Source organism: Ornithobacterium rhinotracheale DSM 15997 (genome assembly GCF_000265465.1).
Classification (GTDB): domain Bacteria; phylum Bacteroidota; class Bacteroidia; order Flavobacteriales; family Weeksellaceae; genus Ornithobacterium; species Ornithobacterium rhinotracheale.
Genome location: NC_018016.1, coordinates 573873 through 596897 on the forward strand (window position 1 = coordinate 573873; position 23025 = coordinate 596897).

Consider the following 23025-nt stretch of genomic DNA (forward strand, 5'->3'; position numbering starts at 1 on the left):
CTTGAAAGCCAAAGCTTTCAAATAGCGGAGGCGAACCCCGTGCCGCAGGCAAACCGCTGCCTTCGCTCTTGATCTTTTGCTTCTTTTCTATCAAGAGAAAAGAAGAAGAAAGAAAACACTAACACTATACAAAATCCCAAAGAACTTCTCATTTATATCGATTACAGCTGCAAAGCTGTATTTTCTTTTAATCAAAAAAGCCTTACTGCAGTATTAGGGAATACTACAGCAAGGCCAAAACTTAAAAACGATGTCGGCTATTCTCATAGCGAACTCTACATAACAACTTTCCTATCTGTTTAGCTAGAAAAATTAAGTATGAAAAAAAACTTTCTACTAGGAAGCTCGTTCCATGAGAATAAGTGAAAAAAAGTATTTTACAGTGTGGGGCACTGCAAAAACATCTCTTTATAAGAAAACAAAAAGATGTATATAAACATAAAGCCAATGCTCCTAAACGGAACTTTGGCTTTAGTCTCTTTATACAATATAGTATAGCTAGCAACAAGCTAGCAACAATATTTTTGGTTTTTAAATAAAGGAAAGAAGCATTTGCACAAGCAAATAGACAAACTATATTATAAGGTATATAATTGTGTGTGTGTGTGTGTGTGTGTGTGTGTGTGTGTGTGTTTACACTTTTTCTCGAACTAAGCAAGAAAAAGTTGTTAAACTTATCACAATTAATTATATATTGCACACACTGTTTCATAAGAGTGGGGCAAAGCTATAAAAAGTTTTAGGAACTGCAAGCTCTTAGGGTGTTAAAGTTTTTATTAAAAATTTCTATGAAATAATTTCGCTTATTATCTATTTGATTATACCTTTGCTCTGTTTTTCACAATTTCAAAAAAAAACATGAATAAGGCATTTATTTCGTTTACATTATTAGCGATGACTTATAGTGTAACAGCACAAGAACAACCTAGCAAGACTTATGCGCTAGATTCCGTGCTCATTCAAGGAAAAGAAAAAAGAAATCACCAAAGAAACGCTGTGATTTCTAATGCTCAAACCACAGAGGTATTGGGAGCTTATGAATTAGGCAGAAATATCCCGCAAGCCATTGAGCAAAGTTTGGGAATAATCCCTGGAGTACAGGTAGATAAAAGGACGCAATTTGGCGGACAGCGCGTGGTAGTTCGTGGCTATGGAAACGACCAAAAGTTCAACAACTGGGGTGTTAAATTCTACTTAAACGGAGTGCCTATGACTAATGCTGATGGTACTACGATTTTAGAAGATTTAGATTTCTCTACCGTTAATCAAGTAGATGTAATCAAAGGACCTGCTGGCACATTGTATGGTGGCGGTGTAGGAGGTGTTGTAAAATTCAATATGCTACCAGATGAGCAACATGGCGTAAAAATATCGCAAAACACCATGGGCGGTTCATTCAACACTTTCGGGAGCACTACTAGCGTAAATGCCGCTAATGACAATTATGCTATACGATTCAGCTATGGACACTTACAGAGTGATGGCTATCGCCCTAGAGGAAACACCAATAAAAACAACTACAGTTTCTTAGGCAACTTTAAGCTAAGCAATACTCAAAAAATGATGGTGTACGCATCGCACAACGATTCTTACCAAGGAGTAGATGGGCAAATTTCTTACGAAGACTATTACGCAGGAAAAGATCCAGGAAACGCAGCTTATACCAGAAGAAATGGGCACAACCATTTCATCAGCACACGAGCTATCGTTAATCACCAATGGCAAGTTACACCAAACATCAGCAGCAACACCTCTATTTTCTACCACACACTAGATACAGATCGTGCAGCAGCAGGTGCTTTTGAGGTTTCGGAACAACCATCATATGGTGCTAGAACTGAATGGACAGGTAAATTCTCATGGATTCCAGATTTCAAAACTGAATTTAATGTAGGTGCAGAATACTTAATTTCTCGCCCATTGGTATCAAACTACCGTTTTGATGGCAGTTCTCTAAGCACTCCACCTTTACAGACTAAACCACTTAGCAAAGGCTCTTACTTTAAGTACAATAATTACAACGCATCTTTCTTTATCTCAAACAGATGGAAATATGAGCCTTACGGCCTATCCCTTGTCGCTGGATTAAGTGGAAACAGCCTAGGATATGACAGAAAAGATTTGCTCTACTTCCCTGGCTTGCTTGCCAAACCTACCAAAGATGCTTCTATCGACAAAGATTTCTCTCTTGTAGTAACACCTCATGTTGCCCTACAAAAAGAATTCGGGAACAACCATGTATTGACTTTAAGTTATAGCGAGGGCTACAATGCTCCTACCGCTGCAACGGCTTACATCAAAGGCATTTCAAAAACAAACGACAACTTGAAACCTGAGTTTGCCAACATGTGGGATTTCTCGGCTCAAGGTACTTTTGCAAATCAATGGGATTACCAGATATCTTTATTTAACATAGACATCAAAGACAAATTGTCTAAACTTTCTGCCAAAGATGCGCAAAGCAACCCATATAGCTACTTTGCCAATACTGGCTTGCAAAACAACAAAGGGCTAGAGCTAAGCTTAGGCTACAATTACAGAGCTCCTTACAGCTTTATCCAAGCAATACGCCCTTATGCAAACCTTTCTGCATACAACTTTAAATACAAGGATTTCAAAACTTCAAAAGAAGATTTCAGCGGAAACAAAGTGGTGGGCGTTCCATCTACCAAATACTCTTTGGGTCTAGACTTTGATATCAAAGCTGGCTTCTATATGAGAAATAGCTTTAATTACATCAGCGATGTTTACACCGATTTCTCTAACACAGTAAATGTAAAAGGCTTTACTCAATACAATGCAAAACTAGGGTACAAGAAAAACATCAAAAACTGGGATTTAGATTTATTCCTTATCGGGAATAACTTAACCAATCAAATCAACTACACTTTCCTATTTGTAGGAAATGCCGTAGGAGACAACGATTTAGGCAATGGCTACCCTGTGGGCACTGTAACAGATGTAAACCCAGGACCATCTAAAGCTTATTTCATTGGAGGATTAAATATTGCTTATCATTTTTAATTTTCAAAGCATCAAAAATCATGAACAAGCCGAGTTTTTACTCGGCTTTTTTTATTTTGGAAAACAATAATTTAGTACAACAAAATTTTGGTATATCTTTGTATTATGGCAAAGAAAGAAAGAAAACCTTTAATCTTAGAAAATATTTATCTTGAAACAGCTGGTGCCAAGGGCGCAAGCATAGGAAAAGCACCCGATGGCAAAACAATTTTCGTGCGAAACGCCGTGCCTGGCGACACCGTAGATGTGCGCATTTTAAAGAAAAAACGCCGCTATATGGAAGGCACCGCTGTATTTGTTCAAGAATACTCCGAGTTTAGGACAGAGCCCGAGTGTGAGCACTTTGGCGTGTGCGGTGGGTGCAAATGGCAAAACATGAAATATGTGGCTCAGCTACATTATAAGGAAAAAGAAGTTTACGATCACCTTACCCGCATTGGTGGCATCGAAATAGACGGAGGGGCTCAGAAAATTTTAGGCTCAAAGGAAAAGTATTTTTATAGAAATAAATTAGAATTTTCTTTCTCCAATCAACGATGGATCACCGAAGACGAAATCGCTCAAAACAAAGAAATCACCGATAGAAATGCACTAGGATTTCACATCCCTGGTATGTGGAGCAAGATCCTTGATGTTAAAAAATGCTGGCTACAAAGAGACCCGTCCAATGCGATTCGCTTGGCGATTAAAGATTATGCCGAAAAACATAATTTAGCCTTTTTTGATCCCGTGAAACAAGAAGGCTTTTTACGCACGCTTATGATTCGCACCACCACAACGGGCGAAGTTATGGTATTAATTCAGTTTTTTGAAGAAAATAAATCCGAACGAGAAAATCTATTAAATCATATTTTAGAGCAATTCCCATCAATCACGAGTTTGCTCTACGCCATCAATCCAAAAGGCAATGATTCGGTATATGATTTAGACATTAAAACTTTTGCAGGACAAGATTTCATTACTGAAAAAATGGAAGATTTGCATTTTAAAATCGGTCCAAAAAGTTTTTACCAAACCAATCCTGAACAAGCCTACGAATTGTATAAAGTAGCACGCGACTTTGCTGGACTCACGGGCGAAGAGCTTGTTTATGACTTATATACAGGCACAGGAACCATTGCACAATTTGTATCTAAAAAAGCTAAAAAAGTAGTGGGCATAGAATCGGTGCCCGAAGCCATTGCTGCTGCCAAAGAAAATGCCGCTGCCAATGGAATTGAAAACTGCACCTTCTATTGTGGCGATATGAAAGATGTTTTTACCGATGAATTTGTAACACAAAACGGAACGCCAGACATCATCATCACCGACCCTCCACGAGATGGCATGCACCCTAAAGTAGTAGAAAACATTTTGCGCATTGCCCCTAAACGCGTGGTGTATGTGAGCTGTAACTCTGCCACCCAAGCGAGAGATTTAGCCTTGATGAAAGAGCAATATAAAGTCGTAAAAATTCAGCCAGTGGACATGTTCCCACAGACTTATCATGTGGAGAATGTTGTACTTTTAGAAAAAATTTAAATCTACCTTTAATCATGAAAAAATACATTTTAGGCATATTTTTAACGATGATTTCGGGGCTTATTTTCTGGGCGTGCGAAGAAGATGACATCTGCACCGAAAACAAAACGCCTGAATTAATCATTAAGCTAAAAAACACCACTCACCCTGGCGAAACCATGGATTCGCTTTATGTTTTAAGACAAGATTCCAAAGATGAGTTCACGCTGATTGCTAGCGGGAAAGGTAGGGATTCCATAAGTGTGCCTTTACCTCTAAAGCCTAGCACAGAAACCAATTTGATTTTCTCTAGAAGAAAAACAACCGATCAATTTCTTGATGTGCTGAAAATTAAATACAAATACAGCACAGAATATGTATCTAAAGCCTGCGGCTTTAAGGCGGTGTATTCTGATTTATCTGCTACCTCAAGCTCTCATAAATTTATCAAAAGTATAGAAATTCTACAACATGAAGTTACTGACCAAAACGCTGCTCACATTTTGCTTACTTATTAATATTTCGTCGGTTTTGGGACAGGAAAATAAGCCCCAAGAAAAGAAGGAACGAAAAAAAGTTTTTGTAGGAATAGACTTGGCACAACCTGCAATGCAATTTTTTACCGATAAAATGGGCTACGAAGCCACCGTGGTGGTGCCCGTTCACAAAAAATGGTATGCCGCGGCAGAAGCAGGTTACGAAAAATCGGACTTCGACGAAGTGGGCTGGAAAGGCAAAGCTAGCGGATTTTTTGCCAATGCAGGGGCCAACTGGATTGTGAGCCAAGACAATGAAAACCCAAACATGAATTTCTACATGGGCGGGCGCGTTGGTTTTTCGTTATTCAATCAAGAATTTAGCGAAGCTCCCGTGCAAGGCTATCGCGAAGCCCCCATCAGTATTTCAATCCCAAGCCATTCAGCAACAGCCGTTTGGTTTGAGCCACTTGTGGGTGCCAGCGTGCCAATCGGCAACTCCAATTTTTACATCAATGCCAATACGGGGATCAACATTTTGCTTTTCAAGAAAACCGACCAAAACATAGACCCTATCGCCATTCCTGGCTTTGGCAAAAACAACAACGGACTGAATTTGCGTGTAGTGTGGGCAATTGGCTATGCTTTCTAGCTTATAAAAAATATTAAAAAATGAAAATTATCGGTATCACGGGGGGAATTGGCTCTGGAAAATCTACCGCTGCAAAATTCATTGCAGAAGCGGGATTTCCCGTGTATAATTCAGACCAAAGAGCTAAAGATTTATACGAAGAATCTCCCGAAATCAAACAACAATTGATTGAATGGTACGGCGAAAATATTTATACTAAAAATTCGCTCAACCGAAAAAAATTAGCCGAAATCATATTTTCTAACGAAACAGAACTAAAACGCATAAACGCCCTGATGCACCCCGCGGTGGCAAAAGATTTTAAACAATGGAGAAATGCCCAAAAATCGGATTTTGTGTTTAAAGAAGCGGCAATTTTGTTTGAGTCTGGAGCTTATAAAGATTGTGATTTTGTTTTAACGATTTCGGCTCCGATTGAAAATCGCATTGAGCGAGCTACACAACGAGATCAAGCCGCAGCAGAAGCCATTCAGCAACGCATCGAAAAACAAATGACCGACGAGGATAGGGAAAAACTAGCCAATTACACCATTCACAACGATGGGAGTTTGGCAGATTTTAAACATAAAACGCTTGAATTTTTAAACAAATTGCCTAATATTGTGTAAAATATCACACCTTTCACCTTTTAATTAAAATATTGAAATGAAAAAAAAATTTTTTAAAATATTGATTGTTTTAATGACGATTTCCCTCGTGGGGCTCATCATTGTGCAATTATATTGGCTCAAAAAAGCTTTTGACGCCAAAGAAAGCGAGTTCGATAGCCGTGTGTATCGTGCCCTAGACGAAACAGCAATAGCTGTGCGCCAGCACGAGGTAGATCGCTACTACAAATACTTCAACACCACGCGCAAAACCATGCGCGACAGTGCTGGAAAACCAGAAGTGATTACCTCACAAATCGAGAGCGACTCTGCCAATGTGAAGTATGTCTACATCACTCGCTATATGATGGATAAGATTAAACTTCCTATTTCGGGCATACACAATGATTCTTTAAAAGTAACTCAGCTTTATTCATCTGAAAAAGCAATCAAAGTGAAGAAGGATTCGAGTTTAAAAGGATTTCAGCCTCTACCTATCGATCTTGAAAATGAGTTTAAAGACGCAACTTACACCATCGAACGCTTTGCCAAGCTATATTCTGGCAACACACCGATAAGCAAAAGAGTTGATTTTAAATTAATTGATTCTATTTTTTCTTTTTACCAAAAAAAATGGAATGTAAGCACCGAGTTTAAATTGGCAGTCCTAAATGCCGATTCCACCACCATTGCACTAAAAGAAAATGGATATATTCAAGAAAATGATAATTTCTTAACGCCACTTTTCTCCAACTCCAAAAACAAAGTGAGCTACTACCTATCGGTCTATTTACCACAAAAAAGAGGCACCATACTCTCGGCATATTCAGGCTTGGCAACACTCACCATTTTCTTTACCCTCACAATTCTGTGCGTGTATGTAGCATCTATCTATATTATGATAAAGCAAAGGCAAATTTCGCAAATGAAAACGGATTTTATGAACAATATGACACACGAGTTCAAAACGCCTATTGCCACAATTTCTGTTGCTGCCGATGCGCTGAAAAGCCCCGTAGTATCTAGCAATCCAGAGAAAATCAAGCATTATGCTAATTTAATAAAACAGGAGAATAAAAGAATGAACCAACAGGTGGAGAATGTACTGAGAATCTCTAAGTTAGAGCGTAGAGAGATATTACTAGACAAATCCCTTGTTGATATGAATGTACTGGTAAAAGATAGTGTGGATTCTATAAGACTTATCGTAGAAAACAGAAATGGCACAATTTTTGAAAAATATAATGTTAAATCTTGTGAACTTTCAGTTGATGCGTTCCACATGAGAAACATTATTTTGAATGTCTTAGACAATGCGAATAAATATTCTCCAGAGGCGCCCGAGATTTCTGTAACTACTTATATAGAAGACAATAAGTGGTATGTTATAAAAATAGAAGACAAGGGAATGGGCATGAATAAAAATGTAATTCACCGAATCTTTGAGAAGTTTTATAGAGCAGAAACGGGAAATGTTCATAATGTTAAAGGGCATGGTTTAGGATTGGCTTATGTTAAACACATTATGGATTTGCACAAAGGAATTATAGAAGTTGAAAGTCATAAAGGAAAAGGAACAACATTTTATTTAAAATTATCAATAAATTAATTCATTATGGCCGATAACAACATAAAACTATTGCTAGTTGAGGATGATCCTAGTTTTGGAACCGTACTCAAAGACTATCTCCAGATCAACGATTTTGATGTAAAACACGCAATCGACGGAGAGGAAGGTCTAAGACTTTTCAAAGAAGAAAAGTTCAATCTTGTGATTACTGATGTAATGATGCCTAGAAAAGATGGTTTCACTATGGCTAAAGAAATCAAAGATCTTAATCATGATATGCCTATCATTTTCCTAACTGCTAAAAACATGCGAGAAGATGTTTTGAAAGGTTACAAATTAGGGGCAGACGACTATGTTACAAAACCATTTGACTCTGAAGTGCTTTTGTATAAAATCAAAGCTATCGTTCAAAGAAATGGTATAAACGAAGAAAAATTTGAACAAGATGAGTTCAAGATTGGAAACTTTGAGTTCAATGCTAAATTAAGATACCTTAATGTTAATGGCATTGAATACAAGCTTTCTCCTAAGGAAAACGAGCTTTTGAGAGTGCTTTGTGTATTTGAAAATGATTTAATGCCTAGAGAAGTGGCACTAAACAGAATTTGGAACGAAGATAATTACTTCACTTCTAGAAGTATGGATGTTTATATCGCTAAACTTAGAAAGTACTTGAAAGATGATCCAGATGTGGAGATTGTAAACATTCACGGAGAAGGATTCCGCTTGGTTTCAGATAAAGAAGCGTAGAATTTCATTTTATTTAGATTTTAATTTTATTATAGAAAAAGACCTTTCCATACGGAAAGGTCTTTATTCATTTATAACTGAAGATTTCGCTCTCTCCAGTAGCTACGGATTCTGCCAAGATTGATGTTTAGTAAAAAGCGTATATGTTGATAATATCTAGGCATTGTAGGCTCAAAACCTAAGGACGACTGAATAGGGAAATAAAACTCCACAAAATCAGGGATAAGCCCTAAGCGAATGCCTGTATCATACACCAAATGTCCTCTTTTGTTTTTATTCTGATAGGTTCCTATATCGGCATATAAATCTATCATCTTCACTACGGGGTATTCCACATTTAGTGTAAACATAAATTTATTGGATTTTACGCCTAGTAGAGATTTAAATCCACCTTCTGCCAAGACAAATTGCTGGCTCAGGATGCCTTTGTTCTCCGAATGCCCTAAAAGGTTATAGGAATAGGTGTAATCCGTTATCCTATCTAGTCCGTAATCATAAAATGTAGTTGCCAAAAAATCATGATTAAAGAAAACACCAGAAAAGACTCTAACGCCCATTCTTCTATTTTTGTCGAGCTTCCAACGATGGTAAAACTCTGCATAGAATTTTGAAAACTTATTGGAATACTGAAAATTAACACGACCTCTAGATTCTGTAATTGTGTGATAGTTTCTATAAATCAGCTCTGTGTTTAACAACTGATAACGCTGCAAATCTTGCTCTACAAGTGTAGGATTGGCTGGTAATTGTCTTTGAATATCCTCGAATGTTATCTTAAAATTATAATCTCTGGTGCTGAGGACATCTTTTTTGAATTTAAAATTAACGCCTCCTCGGTATTTATAATATTCTAGTCCTTGCTTGAAATGCCCTAAGCCAGTTCCTGCAAAAAAATCGATTTCTCTGAAAACATTACTTCTGTACAACAAATACTTGTAGAGAAAATTTGTGCTCCCTACGATTTTCCCTGAGCCAAAGCTATACATCGGGGAAACCTTCATTTCAAAATCTTGCGGGAACACCGTCTCATTTGTAAACCTTGCTCCCAATTGTAGCTTATCATAATTATTCCAGCTGATGTTTGGCCACACAAAAATTTGCTGAAACTCGGGCACTTGAATATCTCCTATGGGGCTTAGCTTTAATTTAGTTTTCTTCCATTTTTCTTTTCTGTACACATTATTAGAAACCTCTGTTTCTGGGAAATAGTCCCCATGTTTCAGTGTGATTTTGTTATAGTCCCATTTGGGCAGATTTATATCAAATTTCTTTTTGTTTGATTTTACCCAAATTTCATACAAATCTATACTGTCTTTTGACATTACTACCTGCGTAGGTCCACCAAATCTATTTTTGTTTTTTATAACTACTTGCACACTATCTTTTCCATCTTTCACACTAGAAATTGCCATATCAAATCCGCCCGATTCTTTAATCATTTCATCAAAGAACCAACTCACATCTTTAGAGGCATGTGCTTTTAAATATTCTTCAAAATATTCCTTGGTCAGTAATTCTGACTTTTTATTTCGAATCATTTCTTTCACCAAGACATCAAACTCTCCTGCGGGCAAATATTCTGCGAGATAATCATAGGCAAGTCCTGTCTTGATGGAGCTCACTTGTTTTTGATTCACCGCTCGCAGTTGATCATAAGGCGTATCAATCGGCTGATCTATGTTTTGTTTCATAAAATACCTATGATACAAAGGATATCGATCTATGAACTTAAATTTAGAAGACTCAAACCAGTACAAGGGGTGCAATTTTAATAATGAGAGATCATCTGGGATTTTCCCTGTAATCGGTGTGTCTTTATGGTATTTCTTCAAATATTGAAGTGATAAATAGGTCTTTAAACCATTGGACACCCAATGATCTCCTCTCCTATCCACAGAAATACTGCGATCGCAATAAGCCGAAACAATGGGAGATAAACTTTTTAAATCTAAACGAATTGTATCTTCATAAATTTTATATTTCCCAAACAGAGGAATCTTCACATCATCTATAAAATTCTGATTTGTTTTTCTCAATAATTTACTAGAAATAAATAAAGGCTCATTTAATGGCGGGAAATAATTAGATAAGAATTTTATTTGCTTTGCCAAGACACCCTTCAACAGTGCAGAATCTTCTGCTGGAATTTTCTCTTGAAAAATCACTTTTTGGTCTCCAACCTCTATCTCCGTAATCTGATTGGGGTTAAGCAATGTTAATTCAAAAAAAGATCGATCATCGCCTTTGTACACACCATCAGACACTGCTTTTAAATCCGTATAAACATCTGATTTTGTATGATTTTCAATCTGAACGCCGTAATAAGTATTATTTGAACTTAATGATTCTAAATCTTTAAAATTCTGCCTCCTAAACTCCCCTCCTTCATAAAAACCTGGGTGCAACAAAAAATATTTAAAAATATAGCTATTATTCTTTTTATTGTAGCCATATCCTGTAAACCCATCTGCAGGCAGCTTGATTACATAATTTGCCTTGAATTTATATCGTTTTTCCTTATTTGGAGATAGCTTAAAATCTAATATTTCTGAACGAAATCTCCGAAAACTATCGATCTCTTTCCCTTGGTCATTAAAAATTTCTAGATCTCGTATTTCGCCCAAATTTTTATTATTAGCAAAGTACAATTTCTCATCACCCCCATCTAGTTTCACTCGGCTCATCACCGATTTTCTGCGATAGGCATTCACCCAAGCATAGAGATACACTTTCCCCACCTCATTGCCACGAACAGGCAAATCAAACGATTGCTCAACTTTCACTAAGTCTGAATTAGCCTGAAAAGTAAGTTTAACAAAAACACTATCTGTCTGCGCCATCAACTGCTGCTCTCCCACGCATAGGAAAACAACAAAAGACATAAAAAAGTTAATTAAACATTTCTTGTATGGCATTGGCATATAGTTTGATACTTCGTGAGTCCGTAATAATTTACGAATCTATGAAAAATTTTATGATAATCTGCTTAATGGGCTTTTTTTTATTAGCCACGGCTTGTAAAACCACTCATAAAGAAGTTATTGTAACAAAATCTGGCGAAATCATAGTAAGCCCCGAGGGGAGCATATTCGACATTAATCCAAATAGTTTTTTTGGAACCTACATTGGTTTAAGACCTTGTTCTTGCTGCGCTGAAGGCGTAAAATCTGTATTAACGCTAAAGGGAGACAGCTCTTACTTATTAAAGGAAGATCGAAAACATAAATCTAAAGTAACTAGCGGCTACTACTCCATCGAAAATAACATTATTACACTAGACGACAATTTAGCATTTCGCATCAACGGCAATCAGCTTTATTACCTTTCCCCTGAGAACTCAAATAAATCCAAAGACGCTCCCACTTTTATCTTAAACAAGATTAAATAATCATTCCGTAGCGTTTTGCTTCTTGATTTAAAGCATAAAATTCCTATACTTTGTGAAGATTATAACATTTTTTTTGTTCAAGGTATTCGGACATTCATTAATTTTGTGATTTATAAATAAAACAATAAGAATGGAACAGCAAGATTCGTTATCATTGGCACAAATCGTAGCAGATAGTGCATCGCAAACTACCAAAATTTCGCTATTAGAAATGATTCAGCAAGGAGGCTGGTTTGGTGGAATCATTATTTTGATCTTATTTCTTTTGCTACTTTTTACCGTTTACCTATTCTTTGAACGCTACTTAAGCATCAACAAACAATCAAAACAGGATTATTACTTTATCAATAATATCAGAGATTTTGTTTACGAAAGCAAAATCAACGCCGCCATCGAGCTTTGCAAGCGTACCAATACGCCAGAATCTCGCATGATTGAAAAAGGCTTATTACGCATTGGGCGACCTTTGAAAGAAATCAGCGAAGCGATTGAAAACACTGGAAAACTCGAAGTGTATAAACTAGAAAAAAATGTAAATTATCTCGCAACCATCGCAGGAGCAGCACCAATGCTCGGATTCTTGGGAACCGTTGTGGGAATGATTATGTCCTTTGCCGAAATCGCAAATACTGCAGGACAAGTAGATGCCAAATTGCTTTCTAGCGGAATTTATGCTGCCATGCTCACCACCGCAGCTGGACTTGTTGTGGGGATTTCTGCTTACATCGCTTATAACTTCTTGGTTATGAAGGTAGACAAAAGCGTTCACCAAATGGAATCTACTGTTACAGAATTTTTAGAAGTAATCAATAAACCCGTGGTTAAGTAATGGACATCAGAGGAAGAAATAAAATAAGCCCAGATTTCAGTATGTCGTCTATGACGGATATTGTTTTCCTATTGCTTATTTTCTTTATGCTTACATCTACCATGGTTTCCACCAATGTGCTAAACCTCCAATTGCCCAAAGCAGACGGAGCCCCAGCCAATGAGAAACAATTGATTGTGAGTATAAACAACGAGGGACAGTATTTTATAGATAAAACGCCGATTGCTAAAGAACAATTAGAGCCACAACTTAAAGTAATATTTAAGGATAATCAAGAGCCAGCTTTCATTCTTCAAGCCGAAGAAAAAGCCTATACCAAGGACATTGTTTATGTAATGGATGTCGCCAACCGCAACCATTATAAAATGGTACTAGCCACCGAGCCAAATGAGTAGAAAAGAAATCAACGCTAAAAAAGAGAGTATCATCATCACAGCAGTGGTGGGCATTTTGTGTGCATTGCTTTTATTTTTAAGTTTTGAATTTAAAAAAGAAAGCGACCAAAAAACGCTCATGATCGAAATAGCCATGGTAGAAGACACCAACTATGGCAACACCGATCTGGGGCAAGGCACAGAAGAACCTGCTCCCGCAGCAGAATCACAAGTTCCTACGCCAGAACCCGAGCCTGCCCAAAGCGAGCCAACACCGCCTGCCCCCACGCCTACGCCAACTAAGAATGTAACGGCTCCACAAAAAACAGCTCCCGTAAAGTCTAAAACACAAACTACTCAAGAAAAACTACCCGTTGCGAGCAATAAAACAAGTAAAACGGAAAATAAATCTTCTTCTGCTCAAGGAAAAACAAATAATCAAAATTCATCGGCTCAACCACAAGGCGACAGCCAAGGAAAATCTGCCTTGGAAAATATTTTGGGCGGAAAGGGAAAAAATAAATCAAACGGACAAGGCAATAGTGGCTCAGCAGGCAATTATGGCGATCCCAAAGGAACAACCGACCACGGAAAAAACATTGGCGAAAACTGGAAAACTCGCGTTCCCGAGAATCAATCGCATAATTGCGACTCGTCTGGAAGCGTGATTGTAGACATTGTAGTAAATGCCAATGGGAGCATAAAACGAGCTACTCCACGCCCCGCTAAAAGCCAATGTCTAGCCGACACGGCTAAAAAATTGGTTCTGAAATATGTAACCGCATTCCCTGGCGAAGACGGAAGACGAGGAACTTATCTTGTAAACCTTAAATAAAATGACTTACGAGCAAGCCTCTCATTGGCTACTAAACGATTTGGTTTTCTTTCAGCAACAAGGTAGCAAGGCATACAAACCTGGACTTGAAAGAATTACAGAACTTTGTGCACATCTAGGCAATCCACAAAATCAGTTTAAAAGTATCCATATCGCAGGCACCAATGGCAAAGGTAGCACGGCACATATGCTCAGCTCGGTTTTGCAGGCACACGGCTTAAAAGTAGGTCTGCACACTTCACCTCATTTATTAAACTTTGGCGAACGGAATAAAATCAATGGAGAAAATACCAAAAAAACATTTATCACCGATTTTGTTTCCGAAAACAAAGACTTTATAAAAGAACTAGGTTGTTCGTTTTTTGAAGTAGCGGTAGCCATGGGCTTTAGTTATTTTGCCAAAGAACAAGTAGATGTAGCGATAATCGAAACGGGACTGGGCGGAAGATTAGATGCCACCAATATCATTCAGCCAGAATTTTCAATCATCACCAATATCGCACTTGAGCACACTGCGATTTTAGGAGACACTTTGGCTAAAATTGCGTTTGAAAAAGCAGGCATCATCAAGCCTAAAACACCTATCATCATCGGGGAATATTTACCCGAAACCAAACCTGTTTTTGAGCAAAAAGCACAAGAATTAAATGCTCCTATTATTTGGGCTCAGAATTTACCAAAAAATGATTTTTCTACGGATTTATTAGGAAAATATCAGGCTAAAAACTTACAAACACTAAGTGCTACACTGCCACTCATTCATGAAAAGATTGTTGCCTTAAATCATGAAAAAACGAAATTTGCCTTAAATCATGTGGCAGAAATCAGTCATTTTATGGGGCGTTGGCAGCAATTACTCGACAAGCCTCTTTGCATTACAGACACGGCTCACAACCCTGCGGGATTTGAAGAAATTGCAAATCAAATCGAAAAAATTAAAGCCCAAAAAAAATACATAATTTTAGGTTTTGTGGCAGATAAAGATGTTTCGCAAATTTTAAAATTATTACCTAAAAATTCGAATTTTGAATATTTTTTCACGCAGGCAAATGTGGAGAGAAAAATGCCTATTGAAATACTGAAAAATCTGATTTCCGATGATTTTAAAGCATCTTTTTTTGAAAGCACTGAATTGGCTTTAAAACATGCTTTAAAAATAGCTCAAAATGATGATTTTATTTTCATTGGAGGGAGCAATTTTATCGTGAGCGAGGCTTTGGCTTTTTTTCAAAAATGGGCTAAATAATTTTCTTTGATATAAATCACAGTAAGATTTATTTAACTTTTCTTTACCGCTACTTAACAAAACAAATCTGTTACTTTGGAAAGTTAAGAACTTGACACGCACTATGAACAGATTAAAACATGCCTTTTCAGCATTAAGCTTGCTTCTATTTTTGGGCGGACAAACTTTTGTTTCTGCCAAATTGAAGTTTCCTTTCAAGGTAAAAATTAATTACACTGCCCCAATCGAAAAATTGGAATTTCACGATACGATTGCGGGCGTTTACTCTCAACTTCACAACGAAATCAAAAATATAAATATCGGTGCCACTAATCCAGCTTTTAATGGAACGGTGCTCGTTGCGCACAAAGGAAAATTAATTTTTGAGGAGTCTTATGGCGTTTCGAACCGAGCCATCGGGCTGAAAAATACGCCTAAAACCCCCACCCAAATCGCATCTATCACCAAAACATTTACAGGAACTTCTGTTTTGTGGCTGGAGCAAAGAGGTTTTTTAGACATCAAAGACCCTGTGCAAAAATACATTTGGGAATTTCCTTATGCAGACATCACCATTGAGCATTTGCTTTCGCACCGCTCTGGCTTGCCAGAATATTTGAAATTCTCGCCCCGCTACTGGAACTCTAGCGAACCGATGTACAACGAGTCTTTGCTATCTATGTTTAGCACCCGAAAGTTTGGACTAAAATTCGCACCAGGCACAAGTTTCGACTACTGCAATTCAAACTTTGCCATGCTGGCTCTTTTGATTGAACGCATTACCAAAATGCCTTACAAAGAATTTGTGAATCAATATATTTTTGAACCCTTGAATATGCAAAATTCCTTTGTGTACGACCCAATGGACACTTATAATTTCTCTTTTGCAAAAAGCTACAAAGCTAATTTTTCTGATTTCAACAATACATTCCAAGATGGCGTGTATGGCGACAAAGGAATTTTCACTACGGTAGAAGATTTATATCGCTGGGATCGTGCTTTGTACAAAAACGATTTCATCAACGAAAAGTTTAAGCAAGATGCCTTCACTCCCACCAGAGACTGGTCTGTGGCGAAAAACTATGGTTTGGGCTGGAGAATTAAATGCTACCCAAATGGCGAAAAATATGTGTACCACACAGGCTGGTGGCATGGATACCAAGGAATTTTTGCACGCTACATCAAAGATGATTTCACCATTATTATCCTTTCAAACCGATATATTTCGGGAATTTCTAAAAATTCTGAAGAGATTTACAAAGTGGCTCAACAATATTTAGGGCTCACAGAATTAAGCTAAAACTTTGCGAGATTACTAAATAAATAGTATTTTCGTGGCATACCTGAAAAACTACCATATCCATTTTTGGGTATGGTAGTCTTATTTTTAATGTTATATGAATTCGCGTACCGAGGAAAATTATTTAAAAACTTTACTTTATCTTTCAAACAAAGATTCGGCGATATCTACCAACGATATCAGCAAGCTTTTGCAAATCAAAATGCCTACCGTAACGGGCATGATGAAAAAGTTTGCCGAAAAAGGCTGGGTAAATTACCAAAGTTATAAGCCGATTTACCTCACCGAAGAAGGAAGAAAACAAGCCGCACTTGTGGTGCGCAAACACCGATTGACCGAGATGTTCCTAGTTAAAGTCATGGGATTTGCATGGGACGAGGTACACGAAATTGCAGAACAAGTAGAGCACATTAAATCCAAAGCTTTTTTTGACAAAATGGATGAAATTCTAGAACATCCAAGCATCGACCCACATGGGGCACCGATTCCTAACAAAAATGGGGAAATTCCCAAAATTGATGCTAAAGCTCTAGCTACTTGCAACGAAGGCGAATCGGTGCAAGTGCAATCGGTGTGGGATTCATCGGAAGAATTTTTGAGATATTTGGACGAAATCGGGGTTCATTTAGGTAAAAAACTTCAAATAGAAAAGAAACATAATTTCGACCAAAGCATGGTGGTTTTAATTGATAAAAAACCGCATAGCTTTAGCAAAGCCGTTACCGAAATGATTTTTGTTACCGAGAAATAAAAAAAGAGAAACTTTTAAAAAAGTTTCTCTTTTAGTTTTTAGTTAATTTCTAAAATTAAGCCGCTGGCTTTTCACCACCTTCTTTTTCTTTCTTTTCTGGATTAGAAACCGTTACTTTCACTTCAATAAACTTAGGCTTGGCATCTGCCCCTTCGCCTTTCACTCCAGAATAAAATTTAAACTGATAAACTCCTGGAACTTTTGGAATCACTTTAAACTCTTTGGTCGCACTCGCTCCTTCTGCATTAGAGCATTTCGGATCTTCAGACTCCACAATAGGTGCAACTTCCATAATCCCTGCATATTCACTCTCTTTTGCTGGATCTTGAAGCACGATTGGTGCATTGAATTTTAAGAAATGAGCACAGTTTGAATTTAATTGAAATGTTACATTAAACACTATTTCTTGCCCCACTTCGCCAGTTTTAGGTGCCTTTACATTGGTAACAAAAGCAAGCCCTTGGTATTTTTGCGGTTCGTCATCGTTGTTTAAACATGATGTCAGCCCTAAACTTAAGACTGAAAGCATCGCTAATAATAATTTTTTCATAATCTTTATTTTTTATTCAGTTAGTTCAATTTCTTTAGTTAAATATTGTATTTCCCCTGCTTTATTTACGCCTTTGGGAATTTTAATAAGATAATTCCCAACACGATTTTGGCTCCAGCCTATATTTTGTGTTATGGTTGAGGTATTTCCATCACACTTTTTGCCGTTATTCTTTACCACGGGCAAGATATAAAACACCCCGTCTTTCATTTCCGTATTTGTGTGGTAATACTCTTCGCACCCTGGGTGATACGAAACTTTAAAACTTATATTGATATTTCGATTAATCTTCCCAATGGGCGAAACGCTAAGCTCTGTTGCATAAGCATTTCTGAAGCTTTCAACCACCTTGCTATCATCGTCGTTGCTTAAGCATGCGGTGAAAGCAAAAATCGCCATTAATACTAAAATAACTTTTCTCATACTTCTGAATTTAAATTAATTACGCCTATACAATATTAATGATTTTAATTCATAAAATTTATTTTTTTAGATATTTTGACACAAAAATTATCATTTCGCCTTTTTTAAAACTAATTTCCACCTCATCATCTTGAGCATGATTTCGTGTTCCTACTCTGCCCAAAATATCCAAATCCATTCCGCCTAGCGGGTAAAACAAGCCTTTGGATTCCACCGACTCGGCATGCGGAAAGGGATATAATGAGATCATTCTATTTTTCACAGCATTCAACTTTAAAACTTTAGGCGAAAAAAAGAATACGGAATAATCATCATGAAAACTGATTCGCATTTTATCTTTGAAATGGCTCGCTGTGGTCAAATTTCCCAAAAAATGGTCGTGCTCCAGCCCCGTAGCTCCAAAGACATCGATGCTTGTAAAGCCTCTAATTTCCAATTCTTGCAGACATTTATCAAAATCGGTAAAATCTTGATCGGGGCGGTGCAAAACCTCAACTTCTGGAAGTTCGACATTTGAAATAGAATCAAAATCCCCGACCACAACATCTGGCTTTAGTCCGATTTTTAGGGCTTTTTCATAGGCTCCGTCGGTGCAATATATGGCATCGTATTTCCCTACATTGATTGGTTCTTTAGGCGGCGCTCCATTGATGAGCAAAAGGGCTTTCTTCATTTAATTAAATTTTTAATCAAAATCATATTTCTCTGTAAATATAGCATTTAATCAAACAAATTATGCAAATCGCTTAAAATAAAAACTTAAAAATCCGTATTTCTTATTTCATGAAATACGGATTTTTGATGACTTTTTTGGTGAGCAAATATTATTTTACCACGAGTTCAAATCGCTTAAAATACATTTCTTGTTCTTGGTTCGAGGTATTGATGAATCGTATAAATTTAGCTTTTTTGTTCGGTCTAGAAATCCAAGTAGTGTCTTTAAAATTCCCGTTGATTGGAGTCCATTCAAGTCCGTTTTCTGAATATTGAACTTGACCCCAATCAAAGTTTTTAACACCAAAATTAAGCACAATTTGCTCCACTTTTAGTGGCTCGTGTAATTTCACACCGATGTAGCCTTGTGGCTTGATTTTCACCACTTCGAGCGATGGCGAATAATTCAGCGTTCGATTGTTTAATACCAATGGTTGATTTTTCAGCTGCTCAATATTGGTGTCTGGCTGGTGCGGATTGTAATTCACTTGCACGGCTAAATTAGCATTGTATTTTTGATTATACTTTTTAGCCAAACTCACCATTGCATTGTCCAACATTGGCTGAATGACCAAACTTCCTGTTTTCACGCCTGGCTGATATGGGTTTTGGTTTTCGGCATGATCAATGTAGAACATCGCAGTTTTATCGGTCTGTGCACTGTAATAATTTCTCAAAAATGCCTGAGCATCATCAGCTTGCAAAGCTTGTTGCATGGCTAAAATGTTTAATCCCATTTGCCCCTGCAAACTGAATTGAGATAGCCATGGCTTGATTTCATCTATCAAATACGGATTATCTTGACTTGCCATAAGCGTGCCTGCAGAAAGAATCATTTTATCAAAAAAGGCTTTTGCCTCTTGGTAAGTTTCTGTGCTTAAATTATTTTGATCAATTTCTTTAATGATTTTTTGAGCCAATTTTTTGTAATTCCAAGATTCATCTCGGCGGTAGCCGTGTCCGTTTCTTCCCAAATCTGCGTTGTTTTCTGCAAAGAATTTGTAGGCTTCAAAATCGGTCGGAAATACATTTTTTATCCCTCGCTCCCACGCTTTTATGGAATCATATTTTGGTACATTCCAAGCGTAATCTGCTACGCTATAAATCGCCACTTTTGATGCCTCGGCACGCTCCATAGGATTGGTTACCATGCCAGAAAGCATGCTTTCCACTCGGGTATCTAGCCCATAAGCTGGACCGAGCAATAAGTGATCGCGTACATAATCTGAAACGGGAAAATTCCACCAGAAAAATGCTTTTCTTTCGATATTTTTGTTAATCCACTCAAGCGAACTTTGTGTTACATCGCCAATCACACGATCGCCCGTCCACATAATATGGATATCTTTGTTCAGGTTTTTACCCAAAGTGGGTAAATATCCACCTTTTATATTAGACCAACTTTTGTTGTACTCGGTAGGGCACATAATCAGCGGACGCACATCTTTTTTGGTTTTAATGAAATGATCATCTATATAATTCAATAGCTCCGCTTGCTTGTCGGCTTTAGTTCCTTCGCCCGAAATATCATCGAAGAAAACAGCAAATGCTCGCACACCGAGTGCATACATGGCTTCAAATTTCTTGATTAAATTATCCCTATCTTCCGCATTCCATCTGATGTCTTTCCCTGGGTGAATAGCCCAATAAAAATCCACTTCGTTTTGATGTGCCTGTTCTACTAAATCTTTGATTTTCTGCGCTTCTTCGGGTGGATATGGCTTTCTCCAATTCGGCGAACTATGGTAGGCATCATCTTTGGGACCATATATATAGGTGTTCATTTTGTTTTCGCCATAAAAAGTAAGCTGTCGCATTCTGTCTTCAAAGCTCCAAGGGTTTCCGTAAAATCCTTCTACCACGCCACGAAACTCAACATTGGGATAATCTATAATTTCCCCCAATGGTAGTGTGGGATTTTGTGCCAATTGTCTAAAAGTCTGCAAACCGTAATAAACACCACGCCAGTCTCTTGCCTCGATAGTGACTTTATTTTTATCAATTTTTAAATAATACGCCTCTGCTTTGTTAGGCAGATTTTTAATTTTTGATTTTTTATTCAGTTCAATTTTAAATCCATTTTTATCATACGGAATGGGCTCACTTTCTATAAAATAAATTATACTCTGTGGAGCACTTTTCACCACTTTGTAAGAAAAACTTTGTGGCGTAGCAATTGTTTTTCCGCTGAAATCTTCTTTTTGTGGTGTGGGCTGAATCTGCTGCGCAATGCTTAAACTAAAAACTAAAATTAATAAATTAAAGAGCTTAAATTTCATTTTCTGATGGTTTTTCGTTGTTTACAATTTGGGCAAAATCTATTTTATTTAATTGCTGATTAAACAAATCTATATTATTCAACAATTCTTCTTTTCCCACTTTTGAGGTAGCAGATGTTTTATAAAAAGGTGGCAAAGTCTGCCAAGTATTCAGCATTTTTTTTTGGTATTTCATTAAATTTTTAGCCAATGCTGAACTGCTTAATTTATCGATTTTAGTAAGCACAATGCTGAACGGAATTCCTTTTTTGCTTAAAAATTCCATGAATTCCAAATCGATTTTCATCGGGTCGTGTCTTGCGTCTACCAGCACATATAAATTGATGAGATTTTTTCGGTTTAGAATATATCCCGTGATCAATTCGCTGAATTTTTTACGCGTTTTTTTGGACACTTGCGCATAGCCATATCCTGGCAAATCCACCAAATACCATTCTCCATTGATTAAAAAATGATTAACTAACTGTGTTTTCCCTGGCGTGCCCGAAGTTTTTGCCAATTTCTTATTGTCTGCCAGCATGTTGATGAGCGAGGATTTCCCCACATTGGAACGACCGATAAAGGCATATTCTGGTCTGTCGGGTGCAGGGCATTTTCGCCAGTCCGAATTACTTTCTACAAATTTAGCCGATGTGATTTTCATTTTTTAATGGATTTAATTTTGTTATATAAAAAATCCCCTAAGGCTACTTTCTAAAAAAAAGGAGTGCTTAAGGAATTTTTATTTATTATTTTAATTATTGATTAATCTTTTACCGTTTCGCTAAGCCATTTATACAAAATCTCGTTGAATTCCTCTGGGCGTTCCATCATCGGAGCATGCCCACATTTATCAATCCAAAAAAGCTTTGCATTCGGCAATCCTTCCTCGAATTGCACAGCCACATCTGGCGGTGTTACATTATCCTGTTTTCCCCAAATAAGGCAAACGGGCATTTGTATCTTGTGCAAAACATCTTTCATATTATGTTTAATCGCACTACGCGCGATGTAAAGAGTCTTGATTACTTTAGAATTATCATTCACCACTTTGTACACACTATCTACCACTTCTTTGGTCGCAATGCTTGGATCATAAAAAACCTCTTCTGCTTTCTTCTGAACATATTCATAACTTCCTCTTTTAGGGAAAGTTTCGCCAAAAGATTTCTCATACAGTCCGCTACTTCCCGTAAGCACAAGGGAGTGAACTAGCTCTGGATGCTCCAGCGAAACCACAAGCCCCACATGCCCTCCGAGCGAATTTCCAATAAGTGTAACGGGTTTTTGAATTACATCTTGCACAAAGCGTGTTACATATTTAGCGATGCTAGATACATTGGTACTAAGAACAGGAAGCGAGTAAATAGGCAATTCTGGCATATAAACCTTGTAGCCTTTTTCTACAAAAAACTTAGTAAGTGCCTCAAAATTAGAAAGCCCCCCCATCAATCCATGCAACAACACAAGCGGGTGCCCTTCTCCTTCCTCTATGTAATTATATTTCTTTTTCTTTTTAATATTGAATAGCATAAGCTTTAAAATTCATCTATCGTAACAAATATAAGGCTTTATATGCAATTAATCGCACATAATCTAAATTATGTCGCTATTTTTTTTCTTTTTAACCAAAATTTTAAGGACATATCATCAAACAAAAAGAGCTTTCTTCAAGTATATTCGAGGATTACTTTTTAGGTACAATTATTTTTAATTTAAATTTCACTAAATATTAACAATCAAAAATATAGCTCCCAAAACAAGCCAAAACAAAAGTTTTCAACAAAAGTGGGATTTTGTGGTAAAAAGTGGTAGACTT

21 protein-coding genes are annotated in these 23025 nt (G+C 37.2%); 14 read left to right on the forward strand and 7 right to left on the reverse strand.

The window, feature by feature from the left end:
• The first annotated feature begins 858 nt into the window (after positions 1–858).
• The 7 genes from ORNRH_RS02685 (at position 859) to ORNRH_RS02715 (ending at position 8559) form a co-directional block, all read left to right on the forward strand.
• Positions 859–3024, forward strand: a complete 2166-nt coding sequence (locus tag ORNRH_RS02685; RefSeq protein WP_014790377.1) for a TonB-dependent receptor — start codon at positions 859–861, stop codon at positions 3022–3024.
• Positions 3025–3129: 105 nt separating this feature from the next.
• Positions 3130–4545, forward strand: coding sequence for a 23S rRNA (uracil(1939)-C(5))-methyltransferase RlmD (rlmD, locus tag ORNRH_RS02690; RefSeq protein WP_014790378.1), 1416 nt, complete (start codon positions 3130–3132; stop codon positions 4543–4545).
• Between the two features lie 14 nt (positions 4546–4559).
• On the forward strand, positions 4560–5042 hold the full coding sequence (locus tag ORNRH_RS02695; RefSeq protein ID WP_014790379.1) for a DUF6452 family protein: 483 nt from the start codon (positions 4560–4562) through the stop codon (positions 5040–5042).
• Positions 4996–5652: a DUF6048 family protein gene (locus ORNRH_RS02700; protein WP_014790380.1), complete on the forward strand. Its 657-nt coding sequence runs from the start codon at positions 4996–4998 to the stop codon at positions 5650–5652. Before ORNRH_RS02695 ends, ORNRH_RS02700 begins: the two co-directional genes overlap by 47 nt.
• A gap of 20 nt (positions 5653–5672) precedes the next feature.
• Positions 5673–6260 carry a dephospho-CoA kinase gene (gene coaE / locus ORNRH_RS02705; RefSeq protein WP_014790381.1) on the forward strand — a complete coding sequence of 196 codons (588 nt, stop codon included), beginning with the start codon at positions 5673–5675 and terminating at the stop codon, positions 6258–6260.
• Positions 6261–6297: 37 nt separating this feature from the next.
• On the forward strand, positions 6298–7848 hold the full coding sequence (locus tag ORNRH_RS02710) for a sensor histidine kinase (RefSeq protein ID WP_014790382.1): 1551 nt from the start codon (positions 6298–6300) through the stop codon (positions 7846–7848).
• A gap of 6 nt (positions 7849–7854) precedes the next feature.
• On the forward strand, positions 7855–8559 hold the full coding sequence (locus ORNRH_RS02715; protein WP_014790383.1) for a response regulator transcription factor: 705 nt from the start codon (positions 7855–7857) through the stop codon (positions 8557–8559).
• A 71-nt stretch (positions 8560–8630) separates the two neighbouring features.
• On the opposite strand, the gene ORNRH_RS02720 is transcribed toward ORNRH_RS02715, so the two are convergent.
• Positions 8631–11441: a hypothetical protein gene (locus ORNRH_RS02720; RefSeq protein ID WP_014790384.1), complete on the reverse strand. Its 2811-nt coding sequence runs from the start codon at positions 11439–11441 to the stop codon at positions 8631–8633.
• Positions 11442–11548: 107 nt separating this feature from the next.
• On the opposite strand from ORNRH_RS02720, the gene ORNRH_RS02725 reads away from it, so the two are divergent.
• From ORNRH_RS02725 to ORNRH_RS02755, 7 genes are all read left to right on the forward strand, one after another.
• On the forward strand, positions 11549–11947 hold the full coding sequence (locus tag ORNRH_RS02725; protein ID WP_036601648.1) for a copper resistance protein NlpE N-terminal domain-containing protein: 399 nt from the start codon (positions 11549–11551) through the stop codon (positions 11945–11947).
• A gap of 130 nt (positions 11948–12077) precedes the next feature.
• Positions 12078–12776: a MotA/TolQ/ExbB proton channel family protein gene (locus ORNRH_RS02730; protein WP_014790386.1), complete on the forward strand. Its 699-nt coding sequence runs from the start codon at positions 12078–12080 to the stop codon at positions 12774–12776.
• Entirely contained in the window at positions 12776–13171 is a 396-nt protein-coding gene (locus ORNRH_RS02735; RefSeq protein ID WP_014790387.1) for an ExbD/TolR family protein, read from the forward strand. The genes ORNRH_RS02730 and ORNRH_RS02735 overlap by 1 nt, the downstream gene beginning before the upstream one ends.
• On the forward strand, positions 13164–13985 hold the full coding sequence (locus ORNRH_RS02740) for a hypothetical protein (RefSeq protein ID WP_014790388.1): 822 nt from the start codon (positions 13164–13166) through the stop codon (positions 13983–13985). The genes ORNRH_RS02735 and ORNRH_RS02740 overlap by 8 nt, the downstream gene beginning before the upstream one ends.
• Before the next feature lies 1 nt (position 13986).
• A complete protein-coding gene (locus tag ORNRH_RS02745) occupies positions 13987–15231 on the forward strand; it encodes a bifunctional folylpolyglutamate synthase/dihydrofolate synthase (RefSeq protein WP_014790389.1) in 1245 nt (414 codons plus the stop codon).
• 103 nt (positions 15232–15334) lie between these two features.
• Positions 15335–16510: a serine hydrolase domain-containing protein gene (locus tag ORNRH_RS02750; RefSeq protein ID WP_014790390.1), complete on the forward strand. Its 1176-nt coding sequence runs from the start codon at positions 15335–15337 to the stop codon at positions 16508–16510.
• A 97-nt stretch (positions 16511–16607) separates the two neighbouring features.
• Complete coding sequence (locus tag ORNRH_RS02755; RefSeq protein WP_014790391.1) at positions 16608–17261, forward strand: metal-dependent transcriptional regulator; 654 nt, start codon at positions 16608–16610, stop codon at positions 17259–17261.
• Between the two features lie 55 nt (positions 17262–17316).
• On the opposite strand, the gene ORNRH_RS02760 is transcribed toward ORNRH_RS02755, so the two are convergent.
• The 6 genes from ORNRH_RS02760 to ORNRH_RS02785 form a co-directional block, all read right to left on the reverse strand.
• Positions 17317–17811: a hypothetical protein gene (locus ORNRH_RS02760; protein WP_014790392.1), complete on the reverse strand. Its 495-nt coding sequence runs from the start codon at positions 17809–17811 to the stop codon at positions 17317–17319.
• Between the two features lie 12 nt (positions 17812–17823).
• Entirely contained in the window at positions 17824–18234 is a 411-nt protein-coding gene (locus ORNRH_RS02765; RefSeq protein WP_014790393.1) for a hypothetical protein, read from the reverse strand.
• A gap of 58 nt (positions 18235–18292) precedes the next feature.
• Positions 18293–18907, reverse strand: coding sequence for a thiamine diphosphokinase (locus ORNRH_RS02770; RefSeq protein WP_014790394.1), 615 nt, complete (start codon positions 18905–18907; stop codon positions 18293–18295).
• Between the two features lie 151 nt (positions 18908–19058).
• On the reverse strand, positions 19059–21227 hold the full coding sequence (locus ORNRH_RS02775; RefSeq protein WP_014790395.1) for a beta-N-acetylglucosaminidase: 2169 nt from the start codon (positions 21225–21227) through the stop codon (positions 19059–19061).
• The gene (yihA, locus tag ORNRH_RS02780) at positions 21217–21870 is read right to left on the reverse strand and encodes a ribosome biogenesis GTP-binding protein YihA/YsxC (protein WP_014790396.1); all 654 of its coding nucleotides are present in this window, start codon (positions 21868–21870) and stop codon (positions 21217–21219) included. Before yihA ends, ORNRH_RS02775 begins: the two co-directional genes overlap by 11 nt.
• Positions 21871–21971: 101 nt before the next feature.
• Entirely contained in the window at positions 21972–22739 is a 768-nt protein-coding gene (locus ORNRH_RS02785; protein WP_014790397.1) for an alpha/beta fold hydrolase, read from the reverse strand.
• Between the last annotated feature and the right edge of the window lie 286 nt (positions 22740–23025).